The 26,430-nt window shown below is 57.0% G+C and carries 21 protein-coding genes; 7 read left to right on the top strand and 14 right to left on the bottom strand.

Features of this window, described 5'->3' with window-relative positions:
* Positions 1-61 precede the first annotated feature (61 nt).
* The 6 genes from LOC70_RS22420 to tpx all read right to left on the bottom strand — a co-directional run bounded on the left by LOC70_RS22420 (position 62) and on the right by tpx (position 7,236).
* Positions 62-1,354: a hemolysin family protein gene (locus tag LOC70_RS22420; RefSeq protein WP_230256289.1), complete on the bottom strand. Its 1,293-nt coding sequence runs from the start codon at positions 1,352-1,354 to the stop codon at positions 62-64.
* A 13-nt stretch (positions 1,355-1,367) separates the two neighbouring features.
* Positions 1,368-1,955 (bottom strand): rRNA maturation RNase YbeY, encoded by a 588-nt coding sequence (gene ybeY / locus LOC70_RS22415; protein ID WP_230256288.1) that lies wholly within the window; start codon positions 1,953-1,955, stop codon positions 1,368-1,370.
* On the bottom strand, positions 1,952-4,366 hold the full coding sequence (locus LOC70_RS22410) for an HD family phosphohydrolase (RefSeq protein WP_230256287.1): 2,415 nt from the start codon (positions 4,364-4,366) through the stop codon (positions 1,952-1,954). The genes ybeY and LOC70_RS22410 overlap by 4 nt, the downstream gene beginning before the upstream one ends.
* The gene (locus LOC70_RS22405) at positions 4,363-5,412 is read right to left on the bottom strand and encodes a PhoH family protein (protein ID WP_230256286.1); all 1,050 of its coding nucleotides are present in this window, start codon (positions 5,410-5,412) and stop codon (positions 4,363-4,365) included. Before LOC70_RS22405 ends, LOC70_RS22410 begins: the two co-directional genes overlap by 4 nt.
* A gap of 106 nt (positions 5,413-5,518) precedes the next feature.
* Entirely contained in the window at positions 5,519-6,577 is a 1,059-nt protein-coding gene (locus tag LOC70_RS22400; protein ID WP_390889101.1) for a phosphatidate cytidylyltransferase, read from the bottom strand.
* Positions 6,578-6,717: 140 nt separating this feature from the next.
* Complete coding sequence (tpx, locus tag LOC70_RS22395; protein ID WP_230256284.1) at positions 6,718-7,236, bottom strand: thiol peroxidase; 519 nt, start codon at positions 7,234-7,236, stop codon at positions 6,718-6,720.
* 767 nt (positions 7,237-8,003) lie between these two features.
* Between tpx and recO the strand changes: the two genes are divergently transcribed.
* From recO to lptE, 3 genes are all read left to right on the top strand, one after another.
* Positions 8,004-8,828: a DNA repair protein RecO gene (gene recO / locus LOC70_RS22390; RefSeq protein WP_230256283.1), complete on the top strand. Its 825-nt coding sequence runs from the start codon at positions 8,004-8,006 to the stop codon at positions 8,826-8,828.
* A 118-nt stretch (positions 8,829-8,946) separates the two neighbouring features.
* Positions 8,947-10,155 (top strand): tetratricopeptide repeat protein, encoded by a 1,209-nt coding sequence (locus tag LOC70_RS22385; RefSeq protein ID WP_230256282.1) that lies wholly within the window; start codon positions 8,947-8,949, stop codon positions 10,153-10,155.
* Positions 10,156-10,223: 68 nt separating this feature from the next.
* Positions 10,224-10,754, top strand: coding sequence for an LPS assembly lipoprotein LptE (gene lptE, locus LOC70_RS22380; RefSeq protein ID WP_315857331.1), 531 nt, complete (start codon positions 10,224-10,226; stop codon positions 10,752-10,754).
* Positions 10,755-10,816: 62 nt separating this feature from the next.
* Here the strand turns inward: lptE and LOC70_RS22375 are convergent, their stop codons facing one another.
* Positions 10,817-11,821 carry an AEC family transporter gene (locus LOC70_RS22375; protein ID WP_230256280.1) on the bottom strand — a complete coding sequence of 335 codons (1,005 nt, stop codon included), beginning with the start codon at positions 11,819-11,821 and terminating at the stop codon, positions 10,817-10,819.
* 98 nt (positions 11,822-11,919) lie between these two features.
* Here LOC70_RS22375 and LOC70_RS22370 point away from each other — a divergent pair, with 98 nt between their 5' ends.
* Both LOC70_RS22370 and LOC70_RS22365 read left to right on the top strand, forming a co-directional pair.
* Positions 11,920-12,699 carry a tetratricopeptide repeat protein gene (locus LOC70_RS22370; protein WP_230256279.1) on the top strand — a complete coding sequence of 260 codons (780 nt, stop codon included), beginning with the start codon at positions 11,920-11,922 and terminating at the stop codon, positions 12,697-12,699.
* 282 nt (positions 12,700-12,981) lie between these two features.
* Complete coding sequence (locus LOC70_RS22365; protein ID WP_230256278.1) at positions 12,982-13,812, top strand: DUF1559 family PulG-like putative transporter; 831 nt, start codon at positions 12,982-12,984, stop codon at positions 13,810-13,812.
* Positions 13,813-14,739: 927 nt separating this feature from the next.
* Here the strand turns inward: LOC70_RS22365 and LOC70_RS22360 are convergent.
* The 3 genes from LOC70_RS22360 to LOC70_RS22350 form a co-directional block, all read right to left on the bottom strand.
* Complete coding sequence (locus LOC70_RS22360; protein WP_230256277.1) at positions 14,740-15,798, bottom strand: GNAT family N-acetyltransferase; 1,059 nt, start codon at positions 15,796-15,798, stop codon at positions 14,740-14,742.
* Positions 15,799-15,908: 110 nt separating this feature from the next.
* A complete protein-coding gene (locus LOC70_RS22355; protein WP_230256276.1) occupies positions 15,909-16,913 on the bottom strand; it encodes a dihydrodipicolinate synthase family protein in 1,005 nt (334 codons plus the stop codon).
* Between the two features lie 34 nt (positions 16,914-16,947).
* Entirely contained in the window at positions 16,948-17,229 is a 282-nt protein-coding gene (locus LOC70_RS22350; protein ID WP_315857328.1) for a thioredoxin fold domain-containing protein, read from the bottom strand.
* Here LOC70_RS22350 and LOC70_RS22345 point away from each other — a divergent pair.
* Entirely contained in the window at positions 17,216-17,431 is a 216-nt protein-coding gene (locus LOC70_RS22345; RefSeq protein ID WP_230256493.1) for a hypothetical protein, read from the top strand. The two genes, LOC70_RS22350 and LOC70_RS22345, sit on opposite strands and share 14 nt — an antisense overlap.
* Before the next feature lie 386 nt (positions 17,432-17,817).
* Here the strand turns inward: LOC70_RS22345 and ruvA are convergent, their stop codons facing one another.
* The 3 genes from ruvA to LOC70_RS22330 form a co-directional block, all read right to left on the bottom strand.
* Positions 17,818-18,441 (bottom strand): Holliday junction branch migration protein RuvA, encoded by a 624-nt coding sequence (gene ruvA, locus LOC70_RS22340; RefSeq protein WP_230256275.1) that lies wholly within the window; start codon positions 18,439-18,441, stop codon positions 17,818-17,820.
* On the bottom strand, positions 18,438-18,875 hold the full coding sequence (gene nusB, locus LOC70_RS22335) for a transcription antitermination factor NusB (protein ID WP_230256274.1): 438 nt from the start codon (positions 18,873-18,875) through the stop codon (positions 18,438-18,440). The genes ruvA and nusB overlap by 4 nt, the downstream gene beginning before the upstream one ends.
* Before the next feature lie 348 nt (positions 18,876-19,223).
* Positions 19,224-19,556, bottom strand: a complete 333-nt coding sequence (locus LOC70_RS22330; protein ID WP_230256273.1) for a HesB/IscA family protein — start codon at positions 19,554-19,556, stop codon at positions 19,224-19,226.
* Between the two features lie 730 nt (positions 19,557-20,286).
* Here LOC70_RS22330 and LOC70_RS22325 point away from each other — a divergent pair.
* Positions 20,287-21,735 (top strand): Gfo/Idh/MocA family oxidoreductase, encoded by a 1,449-nt coding sequence (locus LOC70_RS22325; RefSeq protein ID WP_230256272.1) that lies wholly within the window; start codon positions 20,287-20,289, stop codon positions 21,733-21,735.
* 13 nt (positions 21,736-21,748) lie between these two features.
* Here LOC70_RS22325 and LOC70_RS22320 read toward each other — a convergent pair whose 3' ends face one another.
* Entirely contained in the window at positions 21,749-26,266 is a 4,518-nt protein-coding gene (locus LOC70_RS22320; protein ID WP_230256271.1) for a PVC-type heme-binding CxxCH protein, read from the bottom strand.
* Positions 26,267-26,430: the final 164 nt, after the last annotated feature.

The raw sequence follows: 26,430 nt of genomic DNA, 5'->3' as shown, positions 1-26,430 counted from the left end.
GTAGCTGGAGCAAGATGATGGTGTTCAGGCATCCGGCACTGAACGAGACAAACGGTTCGGATCAGCCAACACGTTGACTTTCTCCGTTGGGACGATGAATCCGCATGCTTTCAATTTTGCGATTGGTGGCGTGCAAGACTTCGACTTCCCACTGCCCGACGTTCAGCAAGTGACCCGCCGTGGGAATCATTCCCGTGTGATGCAACACCCATCCCGCCACGGTTTCGTAGTCATCGCTTTCGGGCAGATCCCAGTGCACCAAGTCATTGACATCGTCAATCATCACGCGGCCATCGGCTTCGATCGTGTCGTCGTCAATCACGCGAATTTCGAATTCTTCTTCTTCGTCTGATTCGTCCACGATCTCACCGACGATCTCTTCCAAAGCGTCTTCGATCGTGACGACGCCCGCGGTTTGTTGGAATTCATCCAACACGATCGCCATGTGAGACCGGCTGTGCAAAAATTCGCGAAGCAACAGATCGACGCTGCGATCCTTGGGAACCGCCCAAGGACGTCGACACAATTCCAACAGCGACTTGTTCGGCAAACCATTCCCGGAAAGATACGGCAGCAAGTCTTTCACGTAGAGCACACCAACAACGTTGTCGATGTTCTCTTCGTAAACCGGATAGCGCGTTCGGCCGGTGTCGATGATGGACTGGATCGCTTCCGGCCAAGTCGCTGAGACTTCGATGGCGTTGACATCCACCCTTGGCGTCATGATGTGCCCGACCGTGTCTTCGTGCAGCTCCATGACGCCTTGGATCATTTCGCGAACTCCCGGTGCAAAGAAACCTTCTCGCGTTCCCGCGGCCACGATCGTCCGGATTTCGTCTTCGAGTTGCTCTTCGTCTTCGTCGTCAGTCTCCTCCACGCCAGCAATCCGGCGAGAGATGATCTCCAACAGTTCGCCGGGAGCGTGGAGCGGTCGCATGACAAAGGACATCGTCCGCCAAAATGGCCACGTGTGATACAGCAGTGGTGCCGAAGCAAACCGAGTGACCGCATTGGGCAACCATGTGTGCGACAGCATCGTCAAACCAGCGGCGGCGATGGCCCATGCGGTCAGGGTGCCACGGTCGGCGCCCGCACGATTGACCAAAGCGAGCGTGCCAAACATGACGAACATGACCGAACCGATCACGTGTAGGTAATCCCCCGCACGAATCACGGTGTCTTGATGATCGAGCACCGATCCAAAACGATCGCGATTCTTTTTGACGCGACAGTAAATCTCCAAAGAACGCCCGGCGAATCGGTCGAGTAGTTCGCTGCCGAGTCCTCCGATACTACCAAGCACGAACCCCAGTCCGGCCAATGGCAACGCGTTGATTTCGCTCAGTTCAGTCATGGTGTGTCTCCTTTCAAAGTGCCACCGCCGAACCGCCGTCTTCGGCGGATGGGTCGTCGGTGGAATCGGAGACGGATTCCTCATCAATGGGCAGATGGATTCCGATCTGCTTCATCGCAACTGCCTCGGCACGTCGCATCGCAGCTCGGGGAATGGCGGATTGGTCGTCGTGACCCACGATGTGCAGCGTGCCATGCACCACGTACAGCAACAACTCTTCACGAGGCGTCAGCGAATTGGCCGGATCGCTGGTGTTCTCAACCGCGGTTTCAAAGCTGGCGACCAATTCGCCCTCGACTCGTGGCGGATCAAGCTCATACGGAAAGCTGATCACATCCGTCGGATAATCATGGTTCAAGAATTCACGATTGATTGGATGGATCGCGGCGTCATCACAAATGCGGACACCCAACGTGCCGTCAAAACACCGTTCGACCGAGGCGGCTGCGATGGCAGCGTCGGTCAGTGCGCGACGCGCGGTTTCGAGATCGCCAAACCAGATCGATAAGTCCGGCTCGGCTTCCTCGTCGATCAAGACATCGACGGTCAACTTGGACGACGTTCGGCCGGAAGGCGTCAAAGGAGATGAAGGCTGCGTCACGCTGATTGTTGCCCCGGATACTTCACGCGGGCATGGTAAATGGCGGTCAATGATTTCACCAAGCTCTGGCGGACTCGGTGCAGTTGAGCGAAGGTGATGCCGCAGTCGTCGAATTGCCCGTCCGCGACTTTCTTTTGTGCGATTGCATCGACCAAGCCCTGAATTCGCGCGGGTGTGGGATCCACCAACGTCCGCGAGGCACTCTCGACCGTGTCGGAGAGCATCAACACGGCCGCTTCCAACGTTTGCGGTTTGGGTCCGGGGTAACGGAAATCCTTGTCGCTGACGGCTTCGCGATTCGGGTCTTCTTCGCTGCGTTTGGCAGCTTCGCGATAGAAGTATTCGACCAGCGTGGTCCCGTGGTGCTGCAGGATGAAATCGATGATGGGTTCGGGCAAATGGTGATTGCGAGCCAAGTCGGCTCCGTCTTTGACATGAGCGATGATCACCAACGTGCTCATCGCGGGTTGCAACGAATCATGCTGGTTGATGCCGGCCGATTGGTTCTCGATGAAGTATTCCGGTTTGAACATCTTGCCGATGTCATGGAAGTACGCACCCACGCGGACGAGCAATCCGTTGGCACCGATCGCATCGGCGGCGGCTTCTGCGATGGAGGCCACGTTGATCGAGTGGTTGTACGTCCCCGGTGCACGCTGTGCCAAACGACGAAGCAATGGGTGCGAAGCATCGCCGAGTTCCAAAAGGCTCAAGTCCGTTTGGACGCCGAACCCCTTCTCGACCAACGGCAACAACCCGGTCATTGCAAGCGAAGAAAACAGAATGCAAACGCCCGCCCAGCCAGCTTCGGAAATCAATCCGTTGAGCACGTGGTCGAGGGATCCTCCGCTGAGCATTCCTTCCAAGTTGCCACCCGGTGCGCCAGAGGACAACGTCTGGCCGGTGACGATTCCGACGCCCACCACGGTGAACATCGTGATGGTGGCCGAGATCATCCCGACCGTGACCAAGTGGGTTCGCGAACGAATGCGGCCCGTGAGCAACGTGCACGTCGTGCAGGCCGCGGTGACGACGACCAAATTCGGTATGTCCGCACCAAGCAAAAGGATGACCGACAAACACGCCGACGCCAGCAACAAAATCGCCAATTCGCGACCGTAGACCACGGCGGCGGTGATGGATGCCAAAACCAAAGGAACCAACTCGGCTCGCCAAGCGTCTCGCGAAGCGTGGTAGGACAACACGATCGTGACCACCATCAACGCCAACAGCTTGGCCAGCTTGGCTCGGTCCAACAACAACGATCGGTCATCGACAAACCAAATGTACGATCCACACAACAGGTAAAGCGCAGCGATCATGCCAGCGTAAGCGGCCACCCGCGCGACGCGGTCCGACCACAACATGGACTCGACCAACTTGGACCACTCGCTTCGCAACAAACCAAGTTCACGACCGGTGAGAGGTTTGCCCGCGTCGGCCAGTTTGGTTTGCCCGGCGTAGAAGGTCATCATCACGTCTTCGACCGCCGCGGCGGCTTGATCGCGGACCGCTTGGCTGGCTTCGTCGTCGTATTTCAGCGTTTCAAATTCAGGCAGTCGATCACGCAGCCAATCGCCGATCATGTCGGCTGCGACCAAGCCATCGTCGCCGGGAAAACGGCTGCGAAATTGGTCGCGAAGTTCTTTGACCAGTTGGTTGCCCGCCTCGGCAATGATGACCTGTGACAATTCGACCGGAACCGCTTCGTCGGTCTGATCGCCCGTGAAGACGCGAATCATCCGCTGCGAGCCTTTTTCAGGCGGGTGCTGCGGTGCCTGCAGAATCCCGTTTTTGTAGAGCTTCAGCATGGCTGAATCGACGGCAGCCTCCAGCGTGGCCAAGTCTTTGTCTTTGCTGAAGACACGTTTCAGCAGAGCAAACCGTTCCGCGGGAGATTCGTCGTCCGGTGCGGTCTCGCTGCCTTCGTAAAATTCCGTCAACGCCGCGCGTTCTTCTTTTCCCAATTGCTCGTAGCTGGCGGCACCCAACACCAAGAACAATCGGTTCTTGAGTGCGGCACGAAGTTGTTCCAAACGCTGTGGTGAATTCCGATACAGCGTCATCACTTCGCGACGTCGGCGTTCTTTCAAATCGCCAGTGGCAATCGCATCGGCAACTTGGAAGTCAACTCGCGAAATCAAATCGCGTGCGGGAATCGCTCCGCTGCGGTAGCTGAACGCTGGTTTCCAAGTGAAGCACAAACCAAGGATGGTCAACGCTGCGACCAGAGTCAGCCCGACGCGGATCGCCCATTCCGCTTTGTCTTTGCGGTCCCACCATGTTGCCCACTTGGATTTGGGGATCCCCAGCGACTCAATGCGTTCTTTGCCTGCGCGCTGCTTCCCCTTGGTGGTTCCTCCCTTGGAGGCACCATTCTTGTTGGGACCGCTCTTGTTCGTTCCGCTCATTCTTCCGGTGTGGTTTCTGAATCGGAGTTCTTAGGACTGGCGTCGCTGGATTTGGCGTTGGTCGATGTCGCCGATTCTTCTTCCTGACCTTCGTAGGCTTCCACAATACGTTGCACCAAACGGTGACGCACGATGTCGGCGGCGCTCAAACGCACTTGGGCAATGCCTTTGATATTCCCCAATCGATAAACCGCGTCGTGCAGTCCGCTGCGGACACCGCGAGGCAAATCCAGTTGAGTCGCATCGCCGCTGACGACCATTTTGCTACGTTCGCCCATCCGTGTGAGGAACATTTTCATCTGAGCCACGGTCGTGTTCTGGGCTTCGTCCAAGATGATGAATGCGTCGTTGAGCGTGCGGCCTCGCATGTAGGCCAACGGCACGATCTCGATGACGTCTTGTTCCATCAACGCGCGGGCTTGGTCGAAGTCAACCATTTCGCCAAGTGCATCCAGCAACGGACGCAAATATGGATTTAGCTTGGCTCGCAGGTCGCCCGGCAGAAAGCCGAGGCTCTCACCGGCTTCGACCGCCGGTCTCACCAAAACAATTTTGCGAATGGACTCAGCGCGAAGGGCTTCGACCGCAGTTGCCACAGCCAAGTAAGTTTTTCCGCAACCAGCCGGACCGGTGGCGATCGTCAGATCGTGTTCCCGAATCGCCTCAACATAGCGAGCTTGGCCGGGCGTTCGCGGCGCGATTTTGCGGCCGGCGTTTTGAAGATTGATCGCTTCGGCACGCGGCGTTGGCGGACGCCCGTCCTCGATCTTCGCACCTTCTTCCGCGGCGATGGTTTCGATGTCGCCCAGGCTGAGTGAACCTTTCTTGCGACACAGCAAACGCAGACGTTCCAACGTACGCATCGCGGCACCCACACCGGCTTCTTCACCGGCGACGCGAATCTTGCCCGCTCGGTGGGTGATGTCGACGCCGAATAGCCGTCGCAGTTTTCGCACGTGTTGGTCGCGAGGACCGAACAGTGTCAAAACTTCATTGGGACCCGCTGTCGACAGCGTGGCTTCGTTCATTGCAGATGGAACCGACATGCGCCTGAGCGTTGGAAATTGAGTGACTAATTCTAACCGTCCAACACGTGGTCCGACCATCGTGCGAGTCCGGTTTGGGCAGAAATCACGGGGGGAGCGACAGCGGTCATGCCGCCGCCGCTAAACACAGAAAAGCCGGCAAAATTGCGGCGATCAACGAATCCGTCACATCCCAGACGCCCCCTAGACCGGGGAGCCAATTTCCAGAATCTTTCGCTCCGCAATCGCGTTTGAACATCGATTCGGCCAAATCACCCACCATTCCGCTGATGGACAACGCCGGCCCCAGAACGAACGCCCACGTGATCGACGGTGCACAACCGCTCGGCAACATCGCCGGGAACAACCAGTGAAGACATGCCATCGCGACCAAGGTCGACGCGATCACTCCGCCGATGGCTCCTTCCCAGGTTTTGCCAGGACTCAGCCGCGGAATCAGTTTGTTTCGCCCAATCGATTTGCCGGAGAAGTAAGCACCGGCGTCAGCAGATTTGGTCGTGGCGATGAACGTTAGCAAAGCTGCCAAGCCCCACAGTGGACTGACCGAGCTTCCCAGTGAACGCGTCGCGAACAGAAGGCTCATCGGCAATCCGATGTACATGGAGACAAACGCGGCTCGCATGGTTCGGTCAATGCTGGCGGAGAAAGGCGAAGCCTCAAGGTTCGCGGATGAATTGGTGCCATGCGACGGACCATCGTCCTTGATTGGATCCGCTTCTTTCAAAATGGAGGCAGCCGTATCAGCGCTGGGTTGCGAGTCGTTGGTAGCTGGCAACCCATAGGTCCACATTTCGCGAATCAGCAATGCGAACAGCGATGCAACCGCCATGGTCACCACCCACCCCAATCGACCAATGGGGCAATCGACCGGATAAGGATCCAACGCGCCGTTGGTCGCATCGGAAACAGCGTTGACGATGTTCGGTATGGCCGGGGCCAAACTCATGCTGGTGACGGCGATCATGCAACCCGCTCGCCAAACATTTCGTCCTGACTGGATCAACAGCGAAGTGATATCCCACGTGGTGCCCAAAGCAAAGAACAACAGCAACGGGATCAGCGTCAATCCTTCGGTGCCCTGAGTGCTGACCCGAGCGTCGACGAACAAGCAAACCACCGCGATTGTGATCAGCACCGCTGCGCTGCGTAGCCGGTCGATCAACAACGAAGGATGTCCTTTGAAATCAGATAACAGGAACGAGAAAAACGGCGAAAGCCGCGAAGGTCAACGCGTCGATCGAGGACGTGGCCAGTCCCCGATCCACGCGTCCGCATTTACTTGGGTGGCAATCAGCCCAACAACGATCAGCCCAACAGGTCGTTGAGAGCTTCCAACGCGCCGTCGTAGTTCGGCTCTTCGGTCACTTCAGGAACGATTTGTTTGTAGACGACTTTGCCGTCGGCATCCAAAACGATGACCGCGCGGCTCAGCAACTTCAGCTCTTCGATTTCGACACCGTAGTCTTCGCCGAAGGCATGCGTTTGATAGTCGCTGGCGGTTCGCATGTTGATGTTTTCAGCACCGCAGAAACGCGCTTGTGCGAACGGCAAATCGCGGCTGACGGTGACCGCGTTGACCTTGTCGCCAAGTGCTGCCAATTGCTCGTTGAACTTTTTGGTTTGGATGGCACAGGTGGGCGTGTCCAAGCTAGGAACGACGCTGATGATGGATGGCTTGCCCTGAAGATCGGACAGTTTCAATTCCTTCAAACCTTCGTGTGCGTAGTGAAGGCTGAAGTCGGGGGCGGATTGGCCGATGGCCAGATCGCTGCCCGCCAGAGTCATTGGATTGCCTTTGAACGTGATCACACCGCTTTGACTCATCGAAATTCACTTTTGTGGAGGAAGGTATCGGACGGAAGATGCGGCAGTATGCGCGTCGCCGATCGGGTCGGGAACCCCGGAGCGTGATCACCGCTCGGACCGAACAGTGCGATCAAAACGATGGCGTTTCAGCGGTGTCCGGGAAGCAAGCAAAACGCTTTTCGGCAAGCAATCCCGGTCCCACGGTTGCAACCAACGGCTGTATTTTAGAATGGTGGTTGTATGCCGCGCGTTAGACGGAGAGAATTGGGCAGTTTGGGAGGGCAAAGGTTTCTTCGCGAGGGGAACGGGCTAAACTAAACAAGCTTTTGGTGGAATCCACTCTGTTGGATGGCTTCACTGTCATCTTCAAGACAACATCATCAAGTCTTGGTGTCCTATATTGGACGCTCAAAATGAACGATTCCACGAAAAGGAAGCCCGCATACCGGAAGCTTGCAACGGGGAATGTCACAGTCGCCCAGCGATGGTGACGCGATCACATTCTCTCTTGCCAGCAATGCGTGGCAACGTCGTTTGCGGAACTTTCGTCAACAGATCAATGACGGACTGTTTCCGGACGGGGTGCGCAGGAGTAATGGGATTTGCATGTAACGGCTGCGTGTTTCAGAGTTCCTCGCACTCCCTCCGGGAACAGTTCGTCTCTACGATGTGCGTTTGACGCTGGCGGTCCATCGTTGGTTCCTCGCCATCTTTGCAGGCTCTGACACTCGTCGGTGCCGTCTGCGGCGTCCGTTTCCGGTTGGATCCGAAACAGCAATCCTTTCATGGCAAATCATTCGACCACCGCAATCGTTCTGCGAACGGTGGAGTTCAGCGAAACGAGTCTCATCGTCACGTTGCTCACGAAAGACCTGGGCCGAATTTCGGCTTTGGCCAAAGGAGCCCGGCGTTTGAAGGGGCCGTTTGAAGGGTCGCTGGATCTGTTGTCGGTGTGTTCGATTTCTTTGATCGACAAACCAGGCGATGCGCTGGACCTGTTGACGGAATCCAAACTTCGCCGCCGTTTTCGCGGAGCACAGCGTTCCTTGGAACGACTGCACGCTGGGTACTACATCGCGGAAATGCTGCGTCTGATGATCGATGATGACGATCCGCACCGCGAATTGTTCGACATGACGCTCGCGGCGATGGGGATGATCGATGGCGATGGCCCCGTTGCGAAAACATTGCTGGCGTTTGACGCGCAGTGTTTGCGTTTGCTCGGGCATGCACCCTCGACGCAGCAGTGCACCGTGTGCGGCCGAGTGGTTCAGCGGCAGCGACGGCGGGCCTCGTTCTCGTTGATCGGCGGCGGCGTGGTGTGTGAAACTTGCCGGCCGTCGCAAACGCACTTGATGACCGCGAGCTGGGAAGCCCTCGACGCATTGCGAGTTTTGGCCAGCGACCCCGGAATCGAAAACGCGGATGACTCTTCCGCTGATGTCGAAACCGATTCCCGGCCGAAACGGTTTCCGCTCGCGTCGTTGTTTCCTCCTTTGAGTGCGGAGGCTTACGGGGACCTGCGGGGGTTGCTCAATCGCACCTTGGAAGCGCTGATCGGCCACACGCCGCGAATGCAACCGTTCCTGCCCGACAAACTTCCCGGTTAGAGCGGCAACGAAAGACAGAAATGGCGGAATCGCTGCCGCACATTTCGGTCTGGCGTCGAACCGGTCCGGTGCGGTATCTCCAACGTGTCATTTCGAACTTGACCGAAGGAAGCTACTCGTGACGTCCTGCCGCACGCTTTTACTCGTTTTGTTTGTCGGTGTCGTTCCTTGGCCGGGAACTCAAACGCTGCACGCTCAAACCGGTTTTTGGGATTCCACCAAAGACACCACCGATCGAGCGTTGCGATACCTGACCATGCGGGAGCAACCCGATGCGGAACGAGCACGCGAGCTGTATCAAGAAGGGGACCAATTGTTTCGCTCCGCAGCCGCGCGAATGAATCAAACCCAACGCGACGGCGAGACCGAAGGATCCGAAAAGAAAGACTTTGCCAAAGCCGCGAAGTTGTTTGCCCGTGCCGCCGACGCGCAACCCGAATCCGCGTTGGCACAAGACGCGATGTTCATGCAAGCGGAGAGTTTGTTCTTCTCGGACCAATTGCCCGATGCCGCGGACGTTTACGAACGACTGAACAAAGAGTTCCCCAACAACCGCCACGTCGACCAAGCTGCCGCACGTGCCTTTTCGATCTCGCAGTACTGGATCGACACCGAAAAAGCGACCTCGGACGATTGGTTCAAGCTGAACCTGTTTGACGCCAGCCGCCCACGGTTGGACACCGAAGGACACGCGGTGCGAGTGTTGGACCAAATCCGATACGACAATCCAACCGGACGCTTAGCGGACGATGCCACCATGGCCGCCGCGGTGGAATACATGCGTCAGGGCGAATTCGAAATGGCCGATGAATTCCTGACTGACTTGCGAGAAACCTTCCCCGAAAGCGACCACTTTTTCAACGCTCACTTGATGGGCATTCGCTGCAAGCTCGAAGTCTTTGCCGGGCCGAAGTACAGCGGTCTGATGCTGGAAGAAGCTGACAAGCTGGTTCGCCAAACTCGCGAACGCTTTCCCGATCGCCTGCAGGATCCAGAGACATCTGAAATGGTCGCACGTGCGGCCGCGGAAGTCGCTTTCCGTCGGGCAGAAAAGCTGAACGACCGCGCGATCTACCGTGAGAAGCGGTCCGAATACGGCGCGGCTCGAGTTCACTATCAAAAGATCTTGCGAGACTACCCCAGCACACCGTTTGCCGACCGAGCCCGTGAACGCCTGGAAGCGATCTCGTCTTATCCCGATGTCCCCGCTGAACGAATGACCGCAACGCTGCTGAAGCGAGCTTTCCCGGACAGCCGCCGTTCGCCGCCGCTGGAAACCAAGTTCAACTCGCCATCCGGTAAGAAAAACGAGTCGATCTACCGATGAGCCAAGCGGCCTTCATAACGACCATGAACGAACGCTTGACACAACGTACCGAACCAACGGGCACTCGTCTGCAGAACGCTCTTTGGCGTCACCTGCTGTGTTGGGTCGGCGTTTGCCTACTCAGTGGTTGTGCGCCTTATCAACTTGGCAACACGGCTTTGTTTCCGCAGAACATTCGCACGGTTCACGTTCCTATCATTCGCAACGCAACGTTTCGCGAAGACTTGGGTGTGCGACTCACGGAAGCGGTCATCAAAGAAATTGAACTGCGAACGCCATACAAAGCCACCGCTGACCCGCTCGCCGACACCGTGCTTCGTTGCGAAGTTGTCAACGAAACGAAACGGGTGTTGACCGAAAATGATGCGGACTACGTGCGTGCATTGGACGCCGCCATCCAAGTTCGCGCATCATGGTCGGATCGCCAAGGACGCTTGCTGATGAAGAACTCCATCGTTCCCACCGATGATTTGACGATCCTCTTCAGCCAAGACGAGCGTTTTGTTCCTGAGGCCGGCCAATCAATCGACACGGCAACGCAGAAGGCAATCGAAGACCTCGCCAACCGCATCGTCAGCCAAATGGAAGCTCGTTGGTAGCGGAACTTTCGCGAGCCGAGTCGGTTTCCTTCGCGAAGCCCGGATGGCCTTGTCAACGCAGACTAGACCGCCAACCACCAAGCACCGATCGCCATCCACACGGGAATCAAGACGATCCCCAAAAGCGAAGTCGACAAAACGACTCGCAACGCCGTGGCCGTGTCGCCTTCATAGAGCCGCGTCAGTACGATTGGGAAGACGGCGGATGGCATCGCGGCTTCCAACAGCAAGACTTGCTTCAGATCGGTGCTGCTGATCGTAATCCCCGCGATGCCCAGCATCACAATGGGCATGAAGAGCTGACGAAAACCAACCGCCAAACCAATCACGGGTGCCGAGCCGGACCAATCGGCGGCTCGCAAAAAGTCCACCAAGATCGCTCCACTCAGCAACAACCCCAGCGGGATGGAACTGGCGGCCAGCAAGCCAACCGAACGCATCGCCGATTTCGGAATGTAGGTTTCGATGCCCAGCGAACGAATCGTCAACGCAACGACGACGGCAATCAGAGGCGCACTCGTCGCCACGGGGCGAATTCGTTCCCAGTTCTTTCGCCACAACGAAAGCGGTTGATTTGGCTTGACCTTCCCACTGCCAGTGACGATCGCCACACCGACGCTCCACAGCGACAAGTCGACTCCGACATTGTGCAGGATCATCTCGACTTCCGCGTTGGGATATGTGATTTGTGCCAAAGGCAACGGGATGTATCCATAGTTGCAAATCCCCGCACACAGCGCGAACGCACGTTGCTGCGGGTCCGTCTTTAGCCCCACAAATGGACCGATCGTCTTGGCAACGTACCAGGCGGCAACGAATCCGAAGGTGGTGATCGAAAACCCAAGCGTCGGCGGCAACCAAGCGTCACCGAGCGAGCTGAGCGTGGGGTCGCCCAAGATGCGATCCAAGAACAAACAAGGCAGCAACACCTTGGCTGTTAACTTCGCCAGCGACACGTCGGCTTGATGCGTCAGCCAGTGCTGCACACGACAGAGCGCACCAATGCCCATCACCAGGAACACACCCAGCACACTGCTGACGATGATCGCGAAGGCTTCGGCGGTCATTTTACCTGCTCCCGATCTGAACAAACGTTCGCGTCCCGATCGGCCAGCAACCCGTTTCGGCTTGTCACGGATCGATCGCATTTCGTATCTCTGATGCGATGGAAATCGTGTCGATCCAAGCGAAACATTATTGGACGTGCCTGTGGCCGGGGATGTCGGAATTGTGGTGGCGTGGACGACTCTCAGCCTTGCCATCGGCGATCGCTTTCGCCGTCGTCGTCAATTCATTGCTGATCGCGAAATTCATCTATCCCGGTTGGATTTCCGGAGCGCTGGTGATGCTGGCATGCTGGATCCTATTCGCCGCCTGGGTGGTGCTGACGATCCGCTCGATTCGCGAATTGCCTCTGTTGCTGACGCCACGCCAAGTCAGCGAGCAACCGGATCGTTTCGCGGAAGCTCAAGCCGCCTATTTAACGGGCAATTACGCCCAGGCAGAAGAGGCGTTGACAGCAGGATTGTCGATTGAACCTCGGGACCCGCCCGCTTTGTTGATGCTCGCCGCCGTGTTGCGTCACACCGGACGATTGAACGCCGCTGAAGTTCTGCTCAACGAGATCCCCAAATTGGATTCCGCGAAAGCGTGGATGCTGGAATGGGAAAGCGAACGAGCCCGATTGGAACGTGACCTGGACGAACGCGAAGCCGGCCAGGACGACGAGGCCGAATTAGAAACTGCGGACCAGGCCGAGCAAGCTGCCGAGTCTTTGCCTGTCGAACCCTCCACTGAATCCACGGTCGAACCCGCGAACCAAGAGAGCAGCGAACCAGCGGTGGAACGCTCAGAAATCGAACCAACAGCGAGTGACCAAGCGTTCCAAGAACTTGCCGAGCCCGATCGAAAAAACGATTGGTCCGACCACCGCGACGCCGCCTAGCCATCGCTCCTCCCTGCTCTCCACCACCCCGTGGCGAAGCTCGTCAAGAGCTTCGACTCCCTACCCACCATCACTATCCCCTCCTGCGCTCACTGATAAACTGGCACGAGTACTCTCCCGTCAGCCAGGACGTTGCTCATTCCAAGCTCCATTTCGCCGCTGACGTTTCTCATCACTCGTACATCCCGCTGCCCTCCAATGCTTGGTCACCTCGGTCCTTGCGAACCAACCACCAACGTTCTTCCATCGAGGCCATGCAGCTCAACTCGATCTCGATCCGGCGTGTCATGGATAGAAGTAATCGTGGTCGTGCTGATTGTGTTCGTCTTGCTGGCACTATCGATCCCTTTCGTTCGCAACATGCGAGAGCTCACGCGGCGCAGCAATTGCGAACAAAACCTGGTGCGATTGGCGATGGCGATTCAGGCCTACAGCACGGACAACGATCACCTGCCCAGCGGAACGGCAACGTTCAACGCGACGTTCCTTGAGTGGCCAGAGGCTGGATCAGAGTTAGCCGGCACACCGACCGCCGAAATTGAGATCTCCAGTGAACCAGATGGTTATCACCACAGTTGGTCGATCGCCGTGCTACCGCATCTCGACCAAATTGGACTGTTTCAAAGCGTTGATCAAGACGCCAGCATCTACGCCGAATCCAATCGGCTGATTCGCGAAACCACGGTGCCCGTGTTCCGATGTCCCGCTGACGATTCCACCTTGATGCACAGCAGCTATGCAGGGCTACATGATTCCACGGACACCCCAATCGGATCGCTGGACGACGGTCTGTTGTTCGCCAACAGTTGGGTTTCGAAAGATGGGGTGATCGACGGACTTTCAACGACCATCCTGCTAGGTGAGAAACGCTCGTCGCCCGACGGCTTGGGCTGGACAAGTGGAACCCGAGCCACGCTACGAAATGCCGGCGAAGCAATCAACGCCGACGAGACCATCAGCGGACTGGGTAGCCTGCACTTCGGCGGAGCCAACGTTGCCAAAGGAGACGGCAGCGTCACCTTCCTCTCACAAACCATCGACCAAACGATCTATCGAGCCATGGTCAAGCGAAACGACAAACAAACCATGCCTCCAACCGCCCCAAGCGAATGACAGGCACATCGGTCGCCATCAGTTTTCGCCCTCACAAACGCAACGAAAGCCGTCAAGACTTTCGAAACGACGCCTCACGAGATTCATTGATGAGCCGAACTCATATTCTGACGATTGCCTTGCTGGTGACCGGCGCCACCTTCGGGCATGCAAAGCCAGCAAAAGGCGACGGTCGTGCACTGATGCCAAAAAATTACTGAAGTCAGAACGATCATTCGCAAGTGGGACGAACAGCGGAAGCGGATGGTCGAAACTGTAGCACCCGTTGCAAATTTCGATGCGATTGCGACGTACGAAATGAGGCGACGTCGAGCGTTTCAAATGTTCCGGGTCATTGAGTACCTTGAGGCTTTCGATATTCACGAAGAGCGGGAATTGCTCAAAGTAGAACTAGGACGGGTGGACCTGCCTGATTCGGTGATCGATCAATTACGATCCAGGATGTCGACCCTTACTGAGGAAAGTCAGCGTAGCAGCGAACGGATCAAGCGCCTCAATGCCGACCAGCGGAACGGCGTCCAATTGCGAGTCAATTCGAAAGAACGACGGAGGCAATTCGAAAAGGTCAAAGAGCTGAATTGGAAACTGCCACTTGAACTCGAACCTCAGCTAAACGCTACTTGACCAGGCGAGCCAAGATGAAGACGCCCTTGCTGGCTGCTGACGAAAAATTGCGTGCAATCATGCGAGGTTCGCCACATCATTGAGCCGAGACTTCAGATCGGTCGACGAGGGCATGGGCCCCCAAGGCGTTCCCAACAACCGCAACGCAAGTCTTGGAGATTCTTGATCGCTAAACTAGCATGACGAAATTCTTGACGAATTTTGCTACGTTGATTTTGGACGAATTTCGGTACGTCGAGTTATTATTTGAACGGTCTCTGGTGGTTGGGAGCTTGTTTGAGTGCTCGTAACGCTTTCACTTGATCAGAGATCTCGCTCCCACTGACGGCCTTGTTCGTGTTCTTGGAAGTTGAGGTAGAGGAACTGGTCCTTGAGCTTCACGGCGTTGGCGTCGATCGCGGTTTCCACGGTGAAGATCTGGCGGTTCGCGAGCGACTGAATGATCGAGGCGACCAAGAATTGCTCGTGGGTGGAAAGTTCTCGTTCCGCCATCGATGTGACAAACCCCTTTTTAGGTTGTGGGGCAGGGAAACCGTTGAGCTCCACTGGATGCATCAACCGCAGCGACAAGATGGACCGGGCACCATCCATCACGTGACCTTCTGGGTCGCCGACCCACAAATCGATCGCGGCAAGCTCTCCGTTGCTTTGATGGTCCATCAAAACATTGCGTTCCATGTCGAAATGGCTCATCGCGACCGCGGTGCGGTTGTTCAGCGGAAGCAACGGTAAACGATCGATCCGCGTGGACCGACGCAGTTTCAAAAACTCTCGGTTCATGGGCGGACGATAGGTCGACGTGTTGACGACCATCCGCACCAAACTGCGAGCGACATGAAAACCATGTCGAGAAAGTAGCGACGCAACTCGAGCGTCAGTGACCGGAATTCCCAAACCGTGGCCGATGGGCGGCAAGCCACCGTATCCATTGCGGGCATCTCGAACGGGGCCGACGCACATGCGTTTGACACCCGCATCCGCAGCTTGCTTCATCGTTTCCGTGAGCAACGCGTCGCACATCGCCAGTCCGGCTTCGCCCGCGAAACAAATCGCTGCAACGAGGCTGGTGGGAACCGCGTCGACCTCCGGGACCGACTCCAAATCATGTTTCGAATCAGGCCCCAGCATCTCAGGTGAAGGCGATTGCCAATCGTCAGAAAATTGGTGGCACCATCCAACGACATCGCCACCATGCTCTGCCACCAGCAAACTGTCGGGACGAAAAAACGTTCGGGACAGAACGGCTCGTTCCAAAATCGAAACGCTGACCGGTGGTACTTGGCCGGTGGATTCCCAGTGACGCATCCAAACGTCAAACAATCCGGGGAGATCAGAATTTCGGAAGGGACGGATGGTCGCCATGGGCCGAGAGCAAACTTCATTGAAGGGGATGATGAAAACGTCATCCTAACGCGAAAACGTTTTCATGTGTCCCGTGCATCGGCGATCACGTGGCCGAGGCGAGTGACCCGCTACTGCTGCTGAAGCTGGCTCATCACCCGCCGTGCAATTTCCTGGACAGTATCCTCAGGAATGACTTGGTTTTCAGGAGTGACTTCCGAGCCGGACAATTGTGACTGAGCGGATCGCACCAATGCTTCAATCTCTTGGGCGGTTTCGATCGCAACCGCTCGCTGATTGTCAGAAAGTGGCACGCGTCCTTGCCCAAGATCCCAACCGCGAGCTCGTGCCCCGGCACGGAAACCTTCGGGAAATTCCCCCAGACCAATCATCGCATCAAAGAGTGGCAACAGCAGGTATTGCAGCCGCATCGCCGTCGAATGATCCCCCGCGACACAGGCTCGGTGAATGGCCCGGGTCAATTCCGGCAAAACGCCGCTGGTGGCATTGGTGCCTCCGTCCGCTCCGGCGAGCAACATGGGTGTCAACGCCGCGTCCCATCCGGTCAAGAACGAGAAGTCGTCTCGCATGGGACGGATCGCGGCCATCATTCGCATCAGGTTGGGGAGGTCGCCTGAACTGTCCTTGAGACCAATGATGCGTGGGAACTCTTTCGCCAGCCGGATGACCACGTCCACCTCGATCGGCGAGGCAAACATAGGAATGTTGTAGAGCGTCACGTCAACGCGAGATTCGCGAGCAATTTTCGCGAAGTAAGCGTGCACGCCCTCGCTGCTGATCGGGTAGTAGAACGGTGCGACGATGGCGACCGCTCGTACACCCATTTCACCGTAGGCGTTACAAGCCGTGATGGTCTCCTCCACGTTGGCTTCCGCGGCTCCGGCCAACACCGGAACGCGGCCAGCGGCTTGGTCGACGACGATTCGCACAATCTGGCGACGTTCTTCCGCCGTGAAGCGGACAAATTCGCCGGTGCTGCCGTTGGGATAGAGGCCATCGACGCCGCGTTCGATCAACCAATCGACGTAACCACGAAGAGTGTCTTCGTCGACGCGACCACGAGCATCAACCGGCGTGATATTGGGTGTCAAAATGCCGGTGATGCGTTGGTTCATGATCGTCTTTGTGGTCGGATCAACAGGAGACGGGCTAGTTTGGAGATCGAGGGGCCATCCCGAGCAGTTCGTGGAACCGGTCGGGCGGCTGATAGCCTACTCGGTGAGCGATCACTTTTCCGCGCGGATGAGCTAACAAAGTCGTCGGATAAGTCGTCACCGGGATCCTTGCGAGGACTTTGGCGTTTTTATCGGGTCGGAGGATGATCGGGACGAATCCCTCCGCCAGCCGAGACCGAATGCTGGCGTCGCAAAGCGTGTTTTGCTTCATCGCGTCGCAAAAACGGCAGTGTTCGGAGGTGATGAAGATGATCATCGGTCGCCCGGAGTCTTTGGCGGCCGCCCATCCGGATTCGAAATTGTTGTGCCACACCGGCGTCGACGTGGAGACCAATTCGGTCGCGCTGGGCGTGCTCACGGAAGGCGAACGAGCCAGCGGCATGTCGGCGTGCGAGCTCGACGTGCCGAAAAGGCTCGCCACGAGATTCCCCGCCAAGAACATGCTGAAAAGTGCATGAGCGACGACGGTGTCCCGAGTCCGCACCGAAATGAAAAGAGACCGGCGATCAGTGCCGATACCACCAACAAGACCGCTTCCCGCAGTCACAAACTGAGCCATGAGTTCCCCCTCGTAAGGCAAAGTATCGACCCTCACGGAGAAAAGACGGTTGCCGTGAGGACATTGTGGAAGCGAAAGCTAAGGGGGCCGGAAACGCTTCACAAGTGTTTAATACTACCGATTAGGTAATTTGCGTCGTTTTTTTGACGACACTTCACAAAAGGCTCATCCTTCTCCCCCCGAGCGTCCGAACCGACATCGCCGTGGGGGTGTGATGCGTCAATTCAGACGCAGGTTACGCGATTTGATGAACGGGCAAGCATCCAGATAGCGATGCCCGGACGATCACTTGGATCGCTGGTAAATGGCCGTCAGCAGCGATTCGGTGTCTTTGAATTTCTTGCCTGTTGCAAGCGTTTCGTCGATGAGTTTGCGAGCGTCGGCTTCGGTGTGGCCGAGTGTGACCAAGGCGTCGAAGGTGTCGGAAACGATCGGCGACTCGGCTTCCATCGCGTCGGCGACTTCTTTTCCAGCCACCATCAAAGCGAAGCGAGGCATTTTGCGACGGAGCTTGGCAATGATTTTTTCGCTGGTGGCGGGACCGATCCCGGGCAACGCGGACAACGTTTTCGCATCCTGCTCTTCGATCAATACCGCCAGCTCTTTCACCGGACGTACCATCGCCCGCAAAGCCTTCTTCACACCGACCCCGTCCACGCTGCAGAAAAGGTCAAAGAATTGCCGTTCGGGCAAGGTCGAAAAACCGATCAACCGCGGCGTCAAACGACCTCCCTGCGCGTTTCCCTCGATGTAATCCAACGTGTGCAGCCGGACTTCTTTGCCGATCTGATTTTGCAATTGGCGACGCGTGTAGTCACCCACGTAGACTTCGTAATCAAACGGGGCCGCTTGAATGATGACACTGATCTCGCCGACCTGGACGAGCGTGCCCGCGATCGAAACGATCATGAGGAGATGGATTCGGGGCTGGAGTGATACTTGAACAGCCGGTCCAACACGCCGTTGATGAACCGTGGACTGTTCTCGCCGCCGTAACGTTTGGCGAGTGTCAAAGCTTCTGAAATGGCAACCTGGCCCGGTGTGCCACCGTACAGAATTTCATACGCCCCCAAACGCAGCACGTTTCGATCCGTGACCGGCATCCGGTGCAACGCCCAATTGGTGGAAAGCTTGGTCAGCTTCGCGTCGATCTCGTCACGACGAGCCAGCGTTCCATCGAGAAGCTCCGCCGCGAAATCGGTGAGGATTTTGCGACCTTGCAACCGGGAACGGATGAACTTGCGTGATGTTTGGGCATCACGCCAATCATTCAAATCGGCTTCGTAGAGAAGCTGCAAAACTATTTCGCGTGCGCGTCGACGTGTGGACATGCGACGGATCATCCCGCAGAGACCTCGGAAGTGTCAACTGGGTCTCGCCACGACATTTTGGTTGATGGGAGTGGAGGCATGCTCGAGCCGGTTGCGCTCGGCGTTCGGTGGAACCGAACCTACGGGGATGCTCACCACCGGCGATACGCGAGCGGATTTGCCTTTGCGCAGAACGATCCCAAACGCTGTGAGGTGCAACCGCACGTAGGTCCGGTTCCACCGGACGTCCGCGCGCGTGAAATGGTCGCTCGAGCCGGATCCGTTCCTCGATCACCAGCCCCGGCCCACAGCGCATAACAAAAGCCAGCGGCCTCGGATGAGGCGTGCTGGCCGATGAATCTCTGTTGTTTTCCGGACGGGTTACGCCTGGAAAGAGCTTCCGCAACCGCAGCTTTTGACCGCGTTCGGGTTGTTGAACGTGAAGCCTTGCTTTTCCAAGCTGTCGTACCAATCCACCTCGGTGCCGTCCAGGTACAGCGAGCTCTTCTTGTCGACCACGACGCTGACGCCGTGACAGTCGTACTTCGAATCCGCCTTGGCGTCGAAGCTGTCGTCGAAGTTCAACGTGTAGTTGAAACCGCTGCAGCCACCACCAGCCACACCAATCCGCAACACCATCGAGTCGTCGAAGTTGTGTTCTTTACGGAAACGCATGACTTCTTGTGCCGCGCGTTCAGTCAATTTGATTGCCATCGTACGGATGATCCTCGTGAATGGATGGACAGTTGTTTCAGTTCAGTGTCACGTCCGCTGCCTCGGGCGTCAACGACGAACACAGGTTAGCGACGAAGCGAATCGAGCCGCGTCCTTCGTCAGTGTTCTGCCTGGTGGATGACCATGCGGACCAACGCTCCGCACCGCCACCAACGCTCGGCACAACAAACGGTTGAGCGGTAGCAGATTGGCAGTCGATCTGGGCTGTTTGGACGTTGTTCGAAAACGTTGCAAATTGCTTGCCAAGCCAAAAACCGGCCAAGCTGGCAGCGTTTCGTTCAACGAGAAAGGCTGTTGAGAGCCAATCTCACTAACTTGGGACACTCTCAGTTTAATCCGGTGCCAAGTCAGGCGACAACCTCTGTTCGCCGATTGGTAGTGTCCTGTTCGATTCTCACGCGAATTGTAGCGATTTTGTTGCAAAAAATCGGGGTGGCAGCGTCAAGTCTGCAGGGAATCATTTCGCATCACTAGAAAGATTCAGGCCGAATTGCCAGCAAATCCGCTGGCCGTTTGAAAAGAGCCGATGTCGCGTTGTCGCGACACTCCACTGATACAACGAGTGCGAAGCCGAGAAGCACCTCCGCGAATTGGTCCGCGAACTGCGACAGTTGTAGAATGCACCCCATCAGGCGGAGACTCGCTGAGCCCCATCGCAGCGATGTTAGTCGCTTGGTCTTTTCTCTTCTCCGCACCGTCAGGTGAACAAATGACCGTTCCACAAGCCAGCCAAGTTCGGCGCTGCGCTTCCACCCCGCGTCGTTCTTTTTTGAAACGCTCGACTCTCGCCGCTGCGTCGGTGATGTTGGTCTCGCCCGAGGCGTTGGGCGGTCCGGGCAAAACCGCGCCCAGTGATCAATTTCGGTTCGCTCAGATTGGCGTAGGCGGCCAGGGGGCTCGGGATGTTCGACGCATGATCCATGCGGGCGGTACCCCCGTCGCCTTGTGCGATGTCGACGTCCAACGCGCCGGCAAGACATTCTGCCAGCACCCCGATGTGGAGCGGTTCACTGATTATCGAATCATGCTGGATGAGTTTGGCGATGAATTCGATGCGGTGGTGATCAGCACGCCCGATCATTCCCACGCGGCAATTGGTTTGGAAGCCATTCGTCGCGGCAAGCATGTTTACATGCAATGCCCCATGGCGAGGACCTTTGACGAAGTCCAACGATTGAAGACGGCGGCGAAGAAATCAGGCGTTGTCTTGCAAGTTGGAAACCAAGGCCACAGCAGCCTCCACATGCGAGTATTTCTTGACTTAGTCGAATCAGGCACGCTCGGCAACATACAATCGGTGCATTGCTGGACAGATCGTCCTGAATGGCCGCAGGGAATGCAGTCCTATCCAGTTGGGACCACACCGCCCATTTCCCTCGATTGGGATCTCTGGCTGGGCCCCGTCGCGGACCGTCCTTTCGGCAAAGGTTTTCTGCCCGTGACTTGGCGCGGTTGGTCCGAATTCGGAACCGGGGCACTGGGCGACATGGGATGCCACCTGTTGGACCCCGCGTTCACCGCTCTGAAGCTGGGACTGCCTGAACGAGTGACGGCGGACTGCGAGCAAGCAACATCCATTGCCTATCCCGTGTGGTCGCAAATCGAAATGCAATTCGGTTCGACATCCGTTTGTCCCAACGGAGTGAAGCTGACGTGGTATGACGGCGGCAAACAACCAGAAACACCCACCATCATCGCGGATGAAGAACGTGGCGAGCCTGGTTTCTCGGCTGGCGGCAACGGCTGCATGATTGTCGGCGATCGATGCACCGTGGTTGGTTCAACGCTGGCGGATGAACCGGACCAAGTCCCCGAGATTGTCGCGGTAGCCAGCGATGACGAAGCGGAGCTACAAACGCTGCGTGACAAAACTCGTGAGCGTGCGAAGGCTCTCACGAACGCGGATGGTGACAAAACATTGTCTCATCAAGAGCAATGGATTCACGCCGCCCGAGACGGGAAGGCCAACGAGCTGCTGTCAGACTTGGAGATCGCCAGCACGATGACCCAATCCGCGTTGTTGGGCTGCATCGCAACACGCTACCCAGGCCAAACGCTGAACTGGGACGCCAGCGAAAATCGATTCCAAGGCCCGACGGAAGCCAACTCGTTCCTGAGTTTCGAACCCCGCGAAGGTTATTCGTTCGACGTGTCTTGAAGAAAGGGAGCGATCAAGTTTTTTTCTTCAGTCCCATCAGATACTCCACCATGTCGACCAACCCCTGTTGGTCGGTCGTGTGGTGGAGATTCTCGGGCATGATCGACTTTTCGCTTTTCTTAACGTCCACAATGTCCGCTTGATCAAATTCCAAGTCGATCGCTTCCGCGGTTCGAAGCACCAACTTGTCGTCGGTTTCGGTCACCAACACACCGTTGACCACTCGGCCATCTTCGGTCAGCGCAATCATGTTTTCGTAATTGTGACTGATCCCGGCGCTCGGTGCCAAAATCGCGGTGAACATGGCTTCACGAGACAGCTTGGAACCGATCTCGGACAAGTCCGGGCCGACCTGCTTGCCAAATCCATCGACGATGTGACAGTTCGAACAAGTCGCCACGCCGCGAAAAATTTTCATGCCTCGTTCGACGTCGCCGGACGCTCGGACGAGCTCATCCAACGGCGGCAACGGCTTGCTGTCCGCCGCGGCCGGTTGCGGCAATTGTTGGCGGGCACGCTTGGCGATGTCCTCGTTTGAGTTTCGTGCCAGCAAGCCGCCCGCCAACAAATGTGTGTCGGCTGGCAGGCGTCCTTCCTCGGCCAGTTTCAGCAATTCCTCACTACCACCCTTGGATTTCGCCAAACCCCGGACGGCGGAACCACGAAGTTCGTAATCCATCTCTTCGTCGGATGCCGTCTTACTCAGCAATCCGATCGCTCGGCCATTGGCCAGCGACCCAAGCAACGACATCACGCGTTTGCGTTGTGTGGGAGTGAAGGTGGAGTCCTTCGCCAAAACTTCAACGAACCGATTCCATCCGTCTTTGCGTTTCAGCAACAATCGCAAAGCCGACAACGAACGGTTGTTGTCGTCCTGCTGCAACATGGTTTTGATCAGCTCCGCATCTAGATCGCGAAAGTCAAACTGTTCGACCAGCTTCACGAAGTCGTCTTCGTCGACGCGGCTCTTGACGTAGTCATGAATCGCCGAGTATGTCTCGGGGAATTTTTCTGCATCGAAGCTGGGCATTCGCGAAACGGATCGCACCAAAGTCGTCGGCGAGGCTTTGCTAGATGAATTTCCATCCGGCAACAAACGCTGCAGCTCCGCATCGCGAACAGCATCCGGGTGATATTCCAACGATCGGAAGTAGCGAGCGGTTTCGGAGTCGTTCAGTTCGCCGCTGGCGAGCAAGTCCACCATTTTCGATGCCGCACCGTCGGTCCGCATTCGCCACACGAGATCTCGACCGGCGGGGGTGTTCCAATCGCCGTCCACCGCGGCGAGCCACGCGGCAAAGCATTCGTTGGAACGAACATCGGATCCAATCCCGAGAGCTTCCAGCATCCATCGATCCTCGCCGTCGTATTGCCGTGCGAGTTTCGCCCAAACGGACGGCATCGCGGAGGATTGATCGTATCGCAATGCGAGTGCGAGCTCCCGGCGGACGGCGGGCGACGGATCCGAAGCCACATTGCCACACAGTTCCGCAGGCGAAAAGCCGAGCTGCTTGCACAGGCGAATGGCGGTGCAGCGGATGTCAACATGGTCGTCTTGCAGTGCCAAGTCGACATAGTGCTTGCCGCGTCCATCGATCCTGCCCAGCAACCACAGAGCACGCGCTTTGATACATGGGTTCTCGTTCTCGTACACGTGCAACAAAGCCTGCTCGGCGTCCGCTCCCATCGCGTGCAGCTTTTGCCAAGCCATGTAGCGGACCGATCGGTTCGGGTTGGCCAGTGCCTGGGTTAGCCCGTTGACCGTTTTCAAATTCACATTCGGAATGTGGTACTTCACACCGGGCGGCGCCAGCCGAAACAAACGCCCGCGATCGCTGTCTTTTTGATGGTGTCCACCAACACCGGGGTCGTACCAATCCGTGACGAACAACGAACCGTCGGGAGCGACGCAGACATCCGCTGGCCGGAACCATTGATCGTTGACGCCGGTCAACAAAGGCTCAATCGTGGCGGAGTACCCCGCACCATCAGGTTGTGTCGGATAGGCGCGAACGATGTTCACTCCTGGTTCACAGTGGATCACCGTGTCCCAAAATCTTTCGGGCAACAGCCGGCCTTCGTAGACACAAATTCCGCTGGGTGAACCCGCACCGGTTTGCAGCATGTTTGGAACAACGCCGGGATCATTCAGGTGCCAATGCTGTAGCGGGATTTCGGCTTCTTTGTTGATCCGATCGGCACGCCATGAATCACCGGTTCGCTCGTCGCGGTAACCGTAGTTGCCTTGCTCCATCACAAAGTTGATGCGAGTTCCGCGATTTCCATCGTCGTCATTGTCGCTTTGCCAAAGAGCACCGAACGAGTCGACGGTGGTTTCCCAGTTGTTGCGAAAGTTGTGCGCCAGCACTTCGAAGTTGGAACCATCGAGATCACAACGAAACGGCATGCCTCCGTAGAGAGGTTGTCCATTGTCGATGACGGCTCGCCCGTGGATGTCGACGACGGTTTCGCCGTTGGCATCTTTGACCTGCAGTCCCGTGTTGCCGAAATTCCAGTAGAGCTTTCCGTCGTCACCGAACAAAAACGAGTGGGCCGAGTGATCGTGCTGCGGCTGGCCGACCTCGGTGAACAAGGCGACCTTGGAGTCTGGAATGTCATCGCCGTCGGTGTCGGTGAACTTCCAAATGGTTGGCGATGCGGAAACGATCACTTCATTGCCTAAGACACAAATGCCCATCGCCGAATCGATGTCGCGGCCTTGGTAGTAAGTGTGGACATGGTCCAGTTTGCCGTCGCCCGTGGTGTCTTCCAGGATCAAAATCCGATCGCCTTCAGGACGGGCTCCGTTGTTACGGCGATAGTTCATCACGTCGCAAACCCAGACGCGACCGCGATGGTCGATGTCCAAATTCGTCAGGCTGGAGAGAATCGGTTCGCTGGCCATCAACGTGACCTCCAAACCCTCGGCGGCTTCCAACCCTGCGACGGCTTGTTCCGGCGAACGTTGAAGGTCAGCTTGTTTGCCGTCGATCACATTGGGATTCGACGGAGCGGTTCCAGCGAAAATCGCGAAGCGAACGCTGCTGTTGTTGCCACCGTTTTGGTCGGTGCCGCTGTTGGTCAAAGCCCCCGTCACAGTGATTTTCTGTTTTCCCGGCGGAAGATCAAAAGCAATGACACTGGGGGCATGCGTTCCAATGGATGGTTCGGTTCGTGGCTGTCCATCGACACGAACGGGTCCACCGACGCAATTCGCATTCGCGTGCACCTCGCCCCAACCCGTGGTGGCTCGGGTCCAACCATGATCGACCAAGTCCAGTGTCCCGAAATCACCGTGAGCCATTGGTGACAACCAAGCCACATGGTCACACGAATAGTCGTTGCCGCCTTCACTGGCGACCAAGAAAACTCGCCGTCGAGAAGCAGCATCCAGTTTGCTCAAGTCAGCAGTCAGCTCGACTTGGTGCCCTGGCGTGTTGGTCGTCACCAGCGGACTGACTTGCAACAGCTTTGATTGGCCTGGTCCGTTCGAACTTTGATCACCTTGCGAAGGCGAAGCTGGCTTGGATGAGGCATCTTGTTTGAGCGGAATTTCGAATTTGTCTGCGATCGCCCCCAAATCGAACTTCTTGGGTGGCTCGTAATCTTGATCCGCCATCAACTGCTCGGCCGACAAGGGTGCAGGCGTGTTGGCCTCCGTCGTTGGGTCATCCCCAGCGGTCCAGCGAATGGCGTTGGTCACCAGACGTCTGATGGGCACGTGCGACCAATTCCAATGGTGGTGTCCGCCGGTGAAGCCAAAACTGCGACCGCCGAATTCCGGTTCATAGGCCCAAGCAACCGTTTGCGGCTCCCCCGCCGCGACGGACTTTCGAACATGAGGATTGCCACTGTGCGCCCCGTCGGGACGACGCATCGTTTCCTCCGGTGCGACGGATTGCAAAATCGGCGTCAGCTTGCCTCGTTCCGAGAAACGAAGGTGAAAGTACCACTCGTCGTTCGTGGCGAATGGTTCGACGCCGCTTGTGATCGGGTGATCCGGCAGATCGTCGAACTTGGCGATCCAGTGTGGGTTCACGCTGTAGTGAATTTCGAAGTGGCCGCCGAGCAACTCGACCATGTCATCACCCGATTCGCCAGGCGTCATCTCCGTGGCGTAGTGCAAGCAAACCAGTCCGCCGCCTCGTTTCAGGACACCTCGAATTTCGTCGCGATGATCAAAGGCAACGTGTCGCGTTTGCCCATCGCTGTACAAGACGATCGAGTCTGCGGATTCGACCTTGCTGGCATCGGACGGCCAACCGCGAACGACTTCGGTCTTGAGGTTGGGATTGGCTTCGAGCAGCGATTGCTCCAGCACTTTCAAACCGGCGTAGTGTTCGTGGGCACCGTAACCGTGGCTGGGTTTGCCGGCGATCAACAAAATGGATTTGGATCGCTCGGCGGCACGGCCTACCTTCACCGCATCGTCACCGATGACTCGGCTTGGAACCGTTGCAAACGTGCTGAGCAGCACACCAAACACGAACAACGAAAACGGAGATTGAGCCCGTTTGGCTAGAAAATTCATTGGAACGCCAGAATTGCGTTGGAAGGCGGGAGGGGCGTCCGACCTCGCCTATCAACGATGAACCTAGGTGGAACAAATTCGTCGACGGCACGGGTAAGACACCTTGTCGGGGTCGCAGCGGTGCTGATTGTAACCCAAAGCCCTCGGCAGGTCAGGATTCAACT

This window comes from Rhodopirellula halodulae (assembly GCF_020966775.1).
Lineage (GTDB): Bacteria > Planctomycetota > Planctomycetia > Pirellulales > Pirellulaceae > Rhodopirellula > Rhodopirellula halodulae.
This window is presented reverse-complemented; position numbering and strand designations above follow the sequence as displayed.

What these genes read in the sequence shown, in the direction of transcription:
- recO (WP_230256283.1), top strand. Translation starts at nt 8,004, where the DNA reads ATGGCAAATCATTCGACCACCGCAATCGTTCTGCGAACGGTGGAGTTC.
- tpx (WP_230256284.1), bottom strand. Translation starts at nt 7,236, where the DNA reads ATGAGTCAAAGCGGTGTGATCACGTTCAAAGGCAATCCAATGACTCTG.
- LOC70_RS22355 (WP_230256276.1), bottom strand. Translation starts at nt 16,913, where the DNA reads ATGAACCAACGCATCACCGGCATTTTGACACCCAATATCACGCCGGTT.
- LOC70_RS22330 (WP_230256273.1), bottom strand. Translation starts at nt 19,556, where the DNA reads ATGGCAATCAAATTGACTGAACGCGCGGCACAAGAAGTCATGCGTTTC.
- LOC70_RS22405 (WP_230256286.1), bottom strand. Translation starts at nt 5,412, where the DNA reads ATGTCGGTTCCATCTGCAATGAACGAAGCCACGCTGTCGACAGCGGGT.
- LOC70_RS22410 (WP_230256287.1), bottom strand. Translation starts at nt 4,366, where the DNA reads ATGAGCGGAACGAACAAGAGCGGTCCCAACAAGAATGGTGCCTCCAAG.
- ruvA (WP_230256275.1), bottom strand. Translation starts at nt 18,441, where the DNA reads ATGATCGTTTCGATCGCGGGCACGCTCGTCCAGGTCGGCGAGATCAGT.
- LOC70_RS22320 (WP_230256271.1), bottom strand. Translation starts at nt 26,266, where the DNA reads ATGAATTTTCTAGCCAAACGGGCTCAATCTCCGTTTTCGTTGTTCGTG.
- LOC70_RS22370 (WP_230256279.1), top strand. Translation starts at nt 11,920, where the DNA reads ATGGAAATCGTGTCGATCCAAGCGAAACATTATTGGACGTGCCTGTGG.
- LOC70_RS22325 (WP_230256272.1), top strand. Translation starts at nt 20,287, where the DNA reads ATGACCGTTCCACAAGCCAGCCAAGTTCGGCGCTGCGCTTCCACCCCG.
- LOC70_RS22345 (WP_230256493.1), top strand. Translation starts at nt 17,216, where the DNA reads ATGAAGATGATCATCGGTCGCCCGGAGTCTTTGGCGGCCGCCCATCCG.
- LOC70_RS22360 (WP_230256277.1), bottom strand. Translation starts at nt 15,798, where the DNA reads ATGGCGACCATCCGTCCCTTCCGAAATTCTGATCTCCCCGGATTGTTT.
- LOC70_RS22350 (WP_315857328.1), bottom strand. Translation starts at nt 17,229, where the DNA reads ATGATCATCTTCATCACCTCCGAACACTGCCGTTTTTGCGACGCGATG.
- LOC70_RS22375 (WP_230256280.1), bottom strand. Translation starts at nt 11,821, where the DNA reads ATGACCGCCGAAGCCTTCGCGATCATCGTCAGCAGTGTGCTGGGTGTG.
- nusB (WP_230256274.1), bottom strand. Translation starts at nt 18,875, where the DNA reads ATGATCCGTCGCATGTCCACACGTCGACGCGCACGCGAAATAGTTTTG.
- LOC70_RS22420 (WP_230256289.1), bottom strand. Translation starts at nt 1,354, where the DNA reads ATGACTGAACTGAGCGAAATCAACGCGTTGCCATTGGCCGGACTGGGG.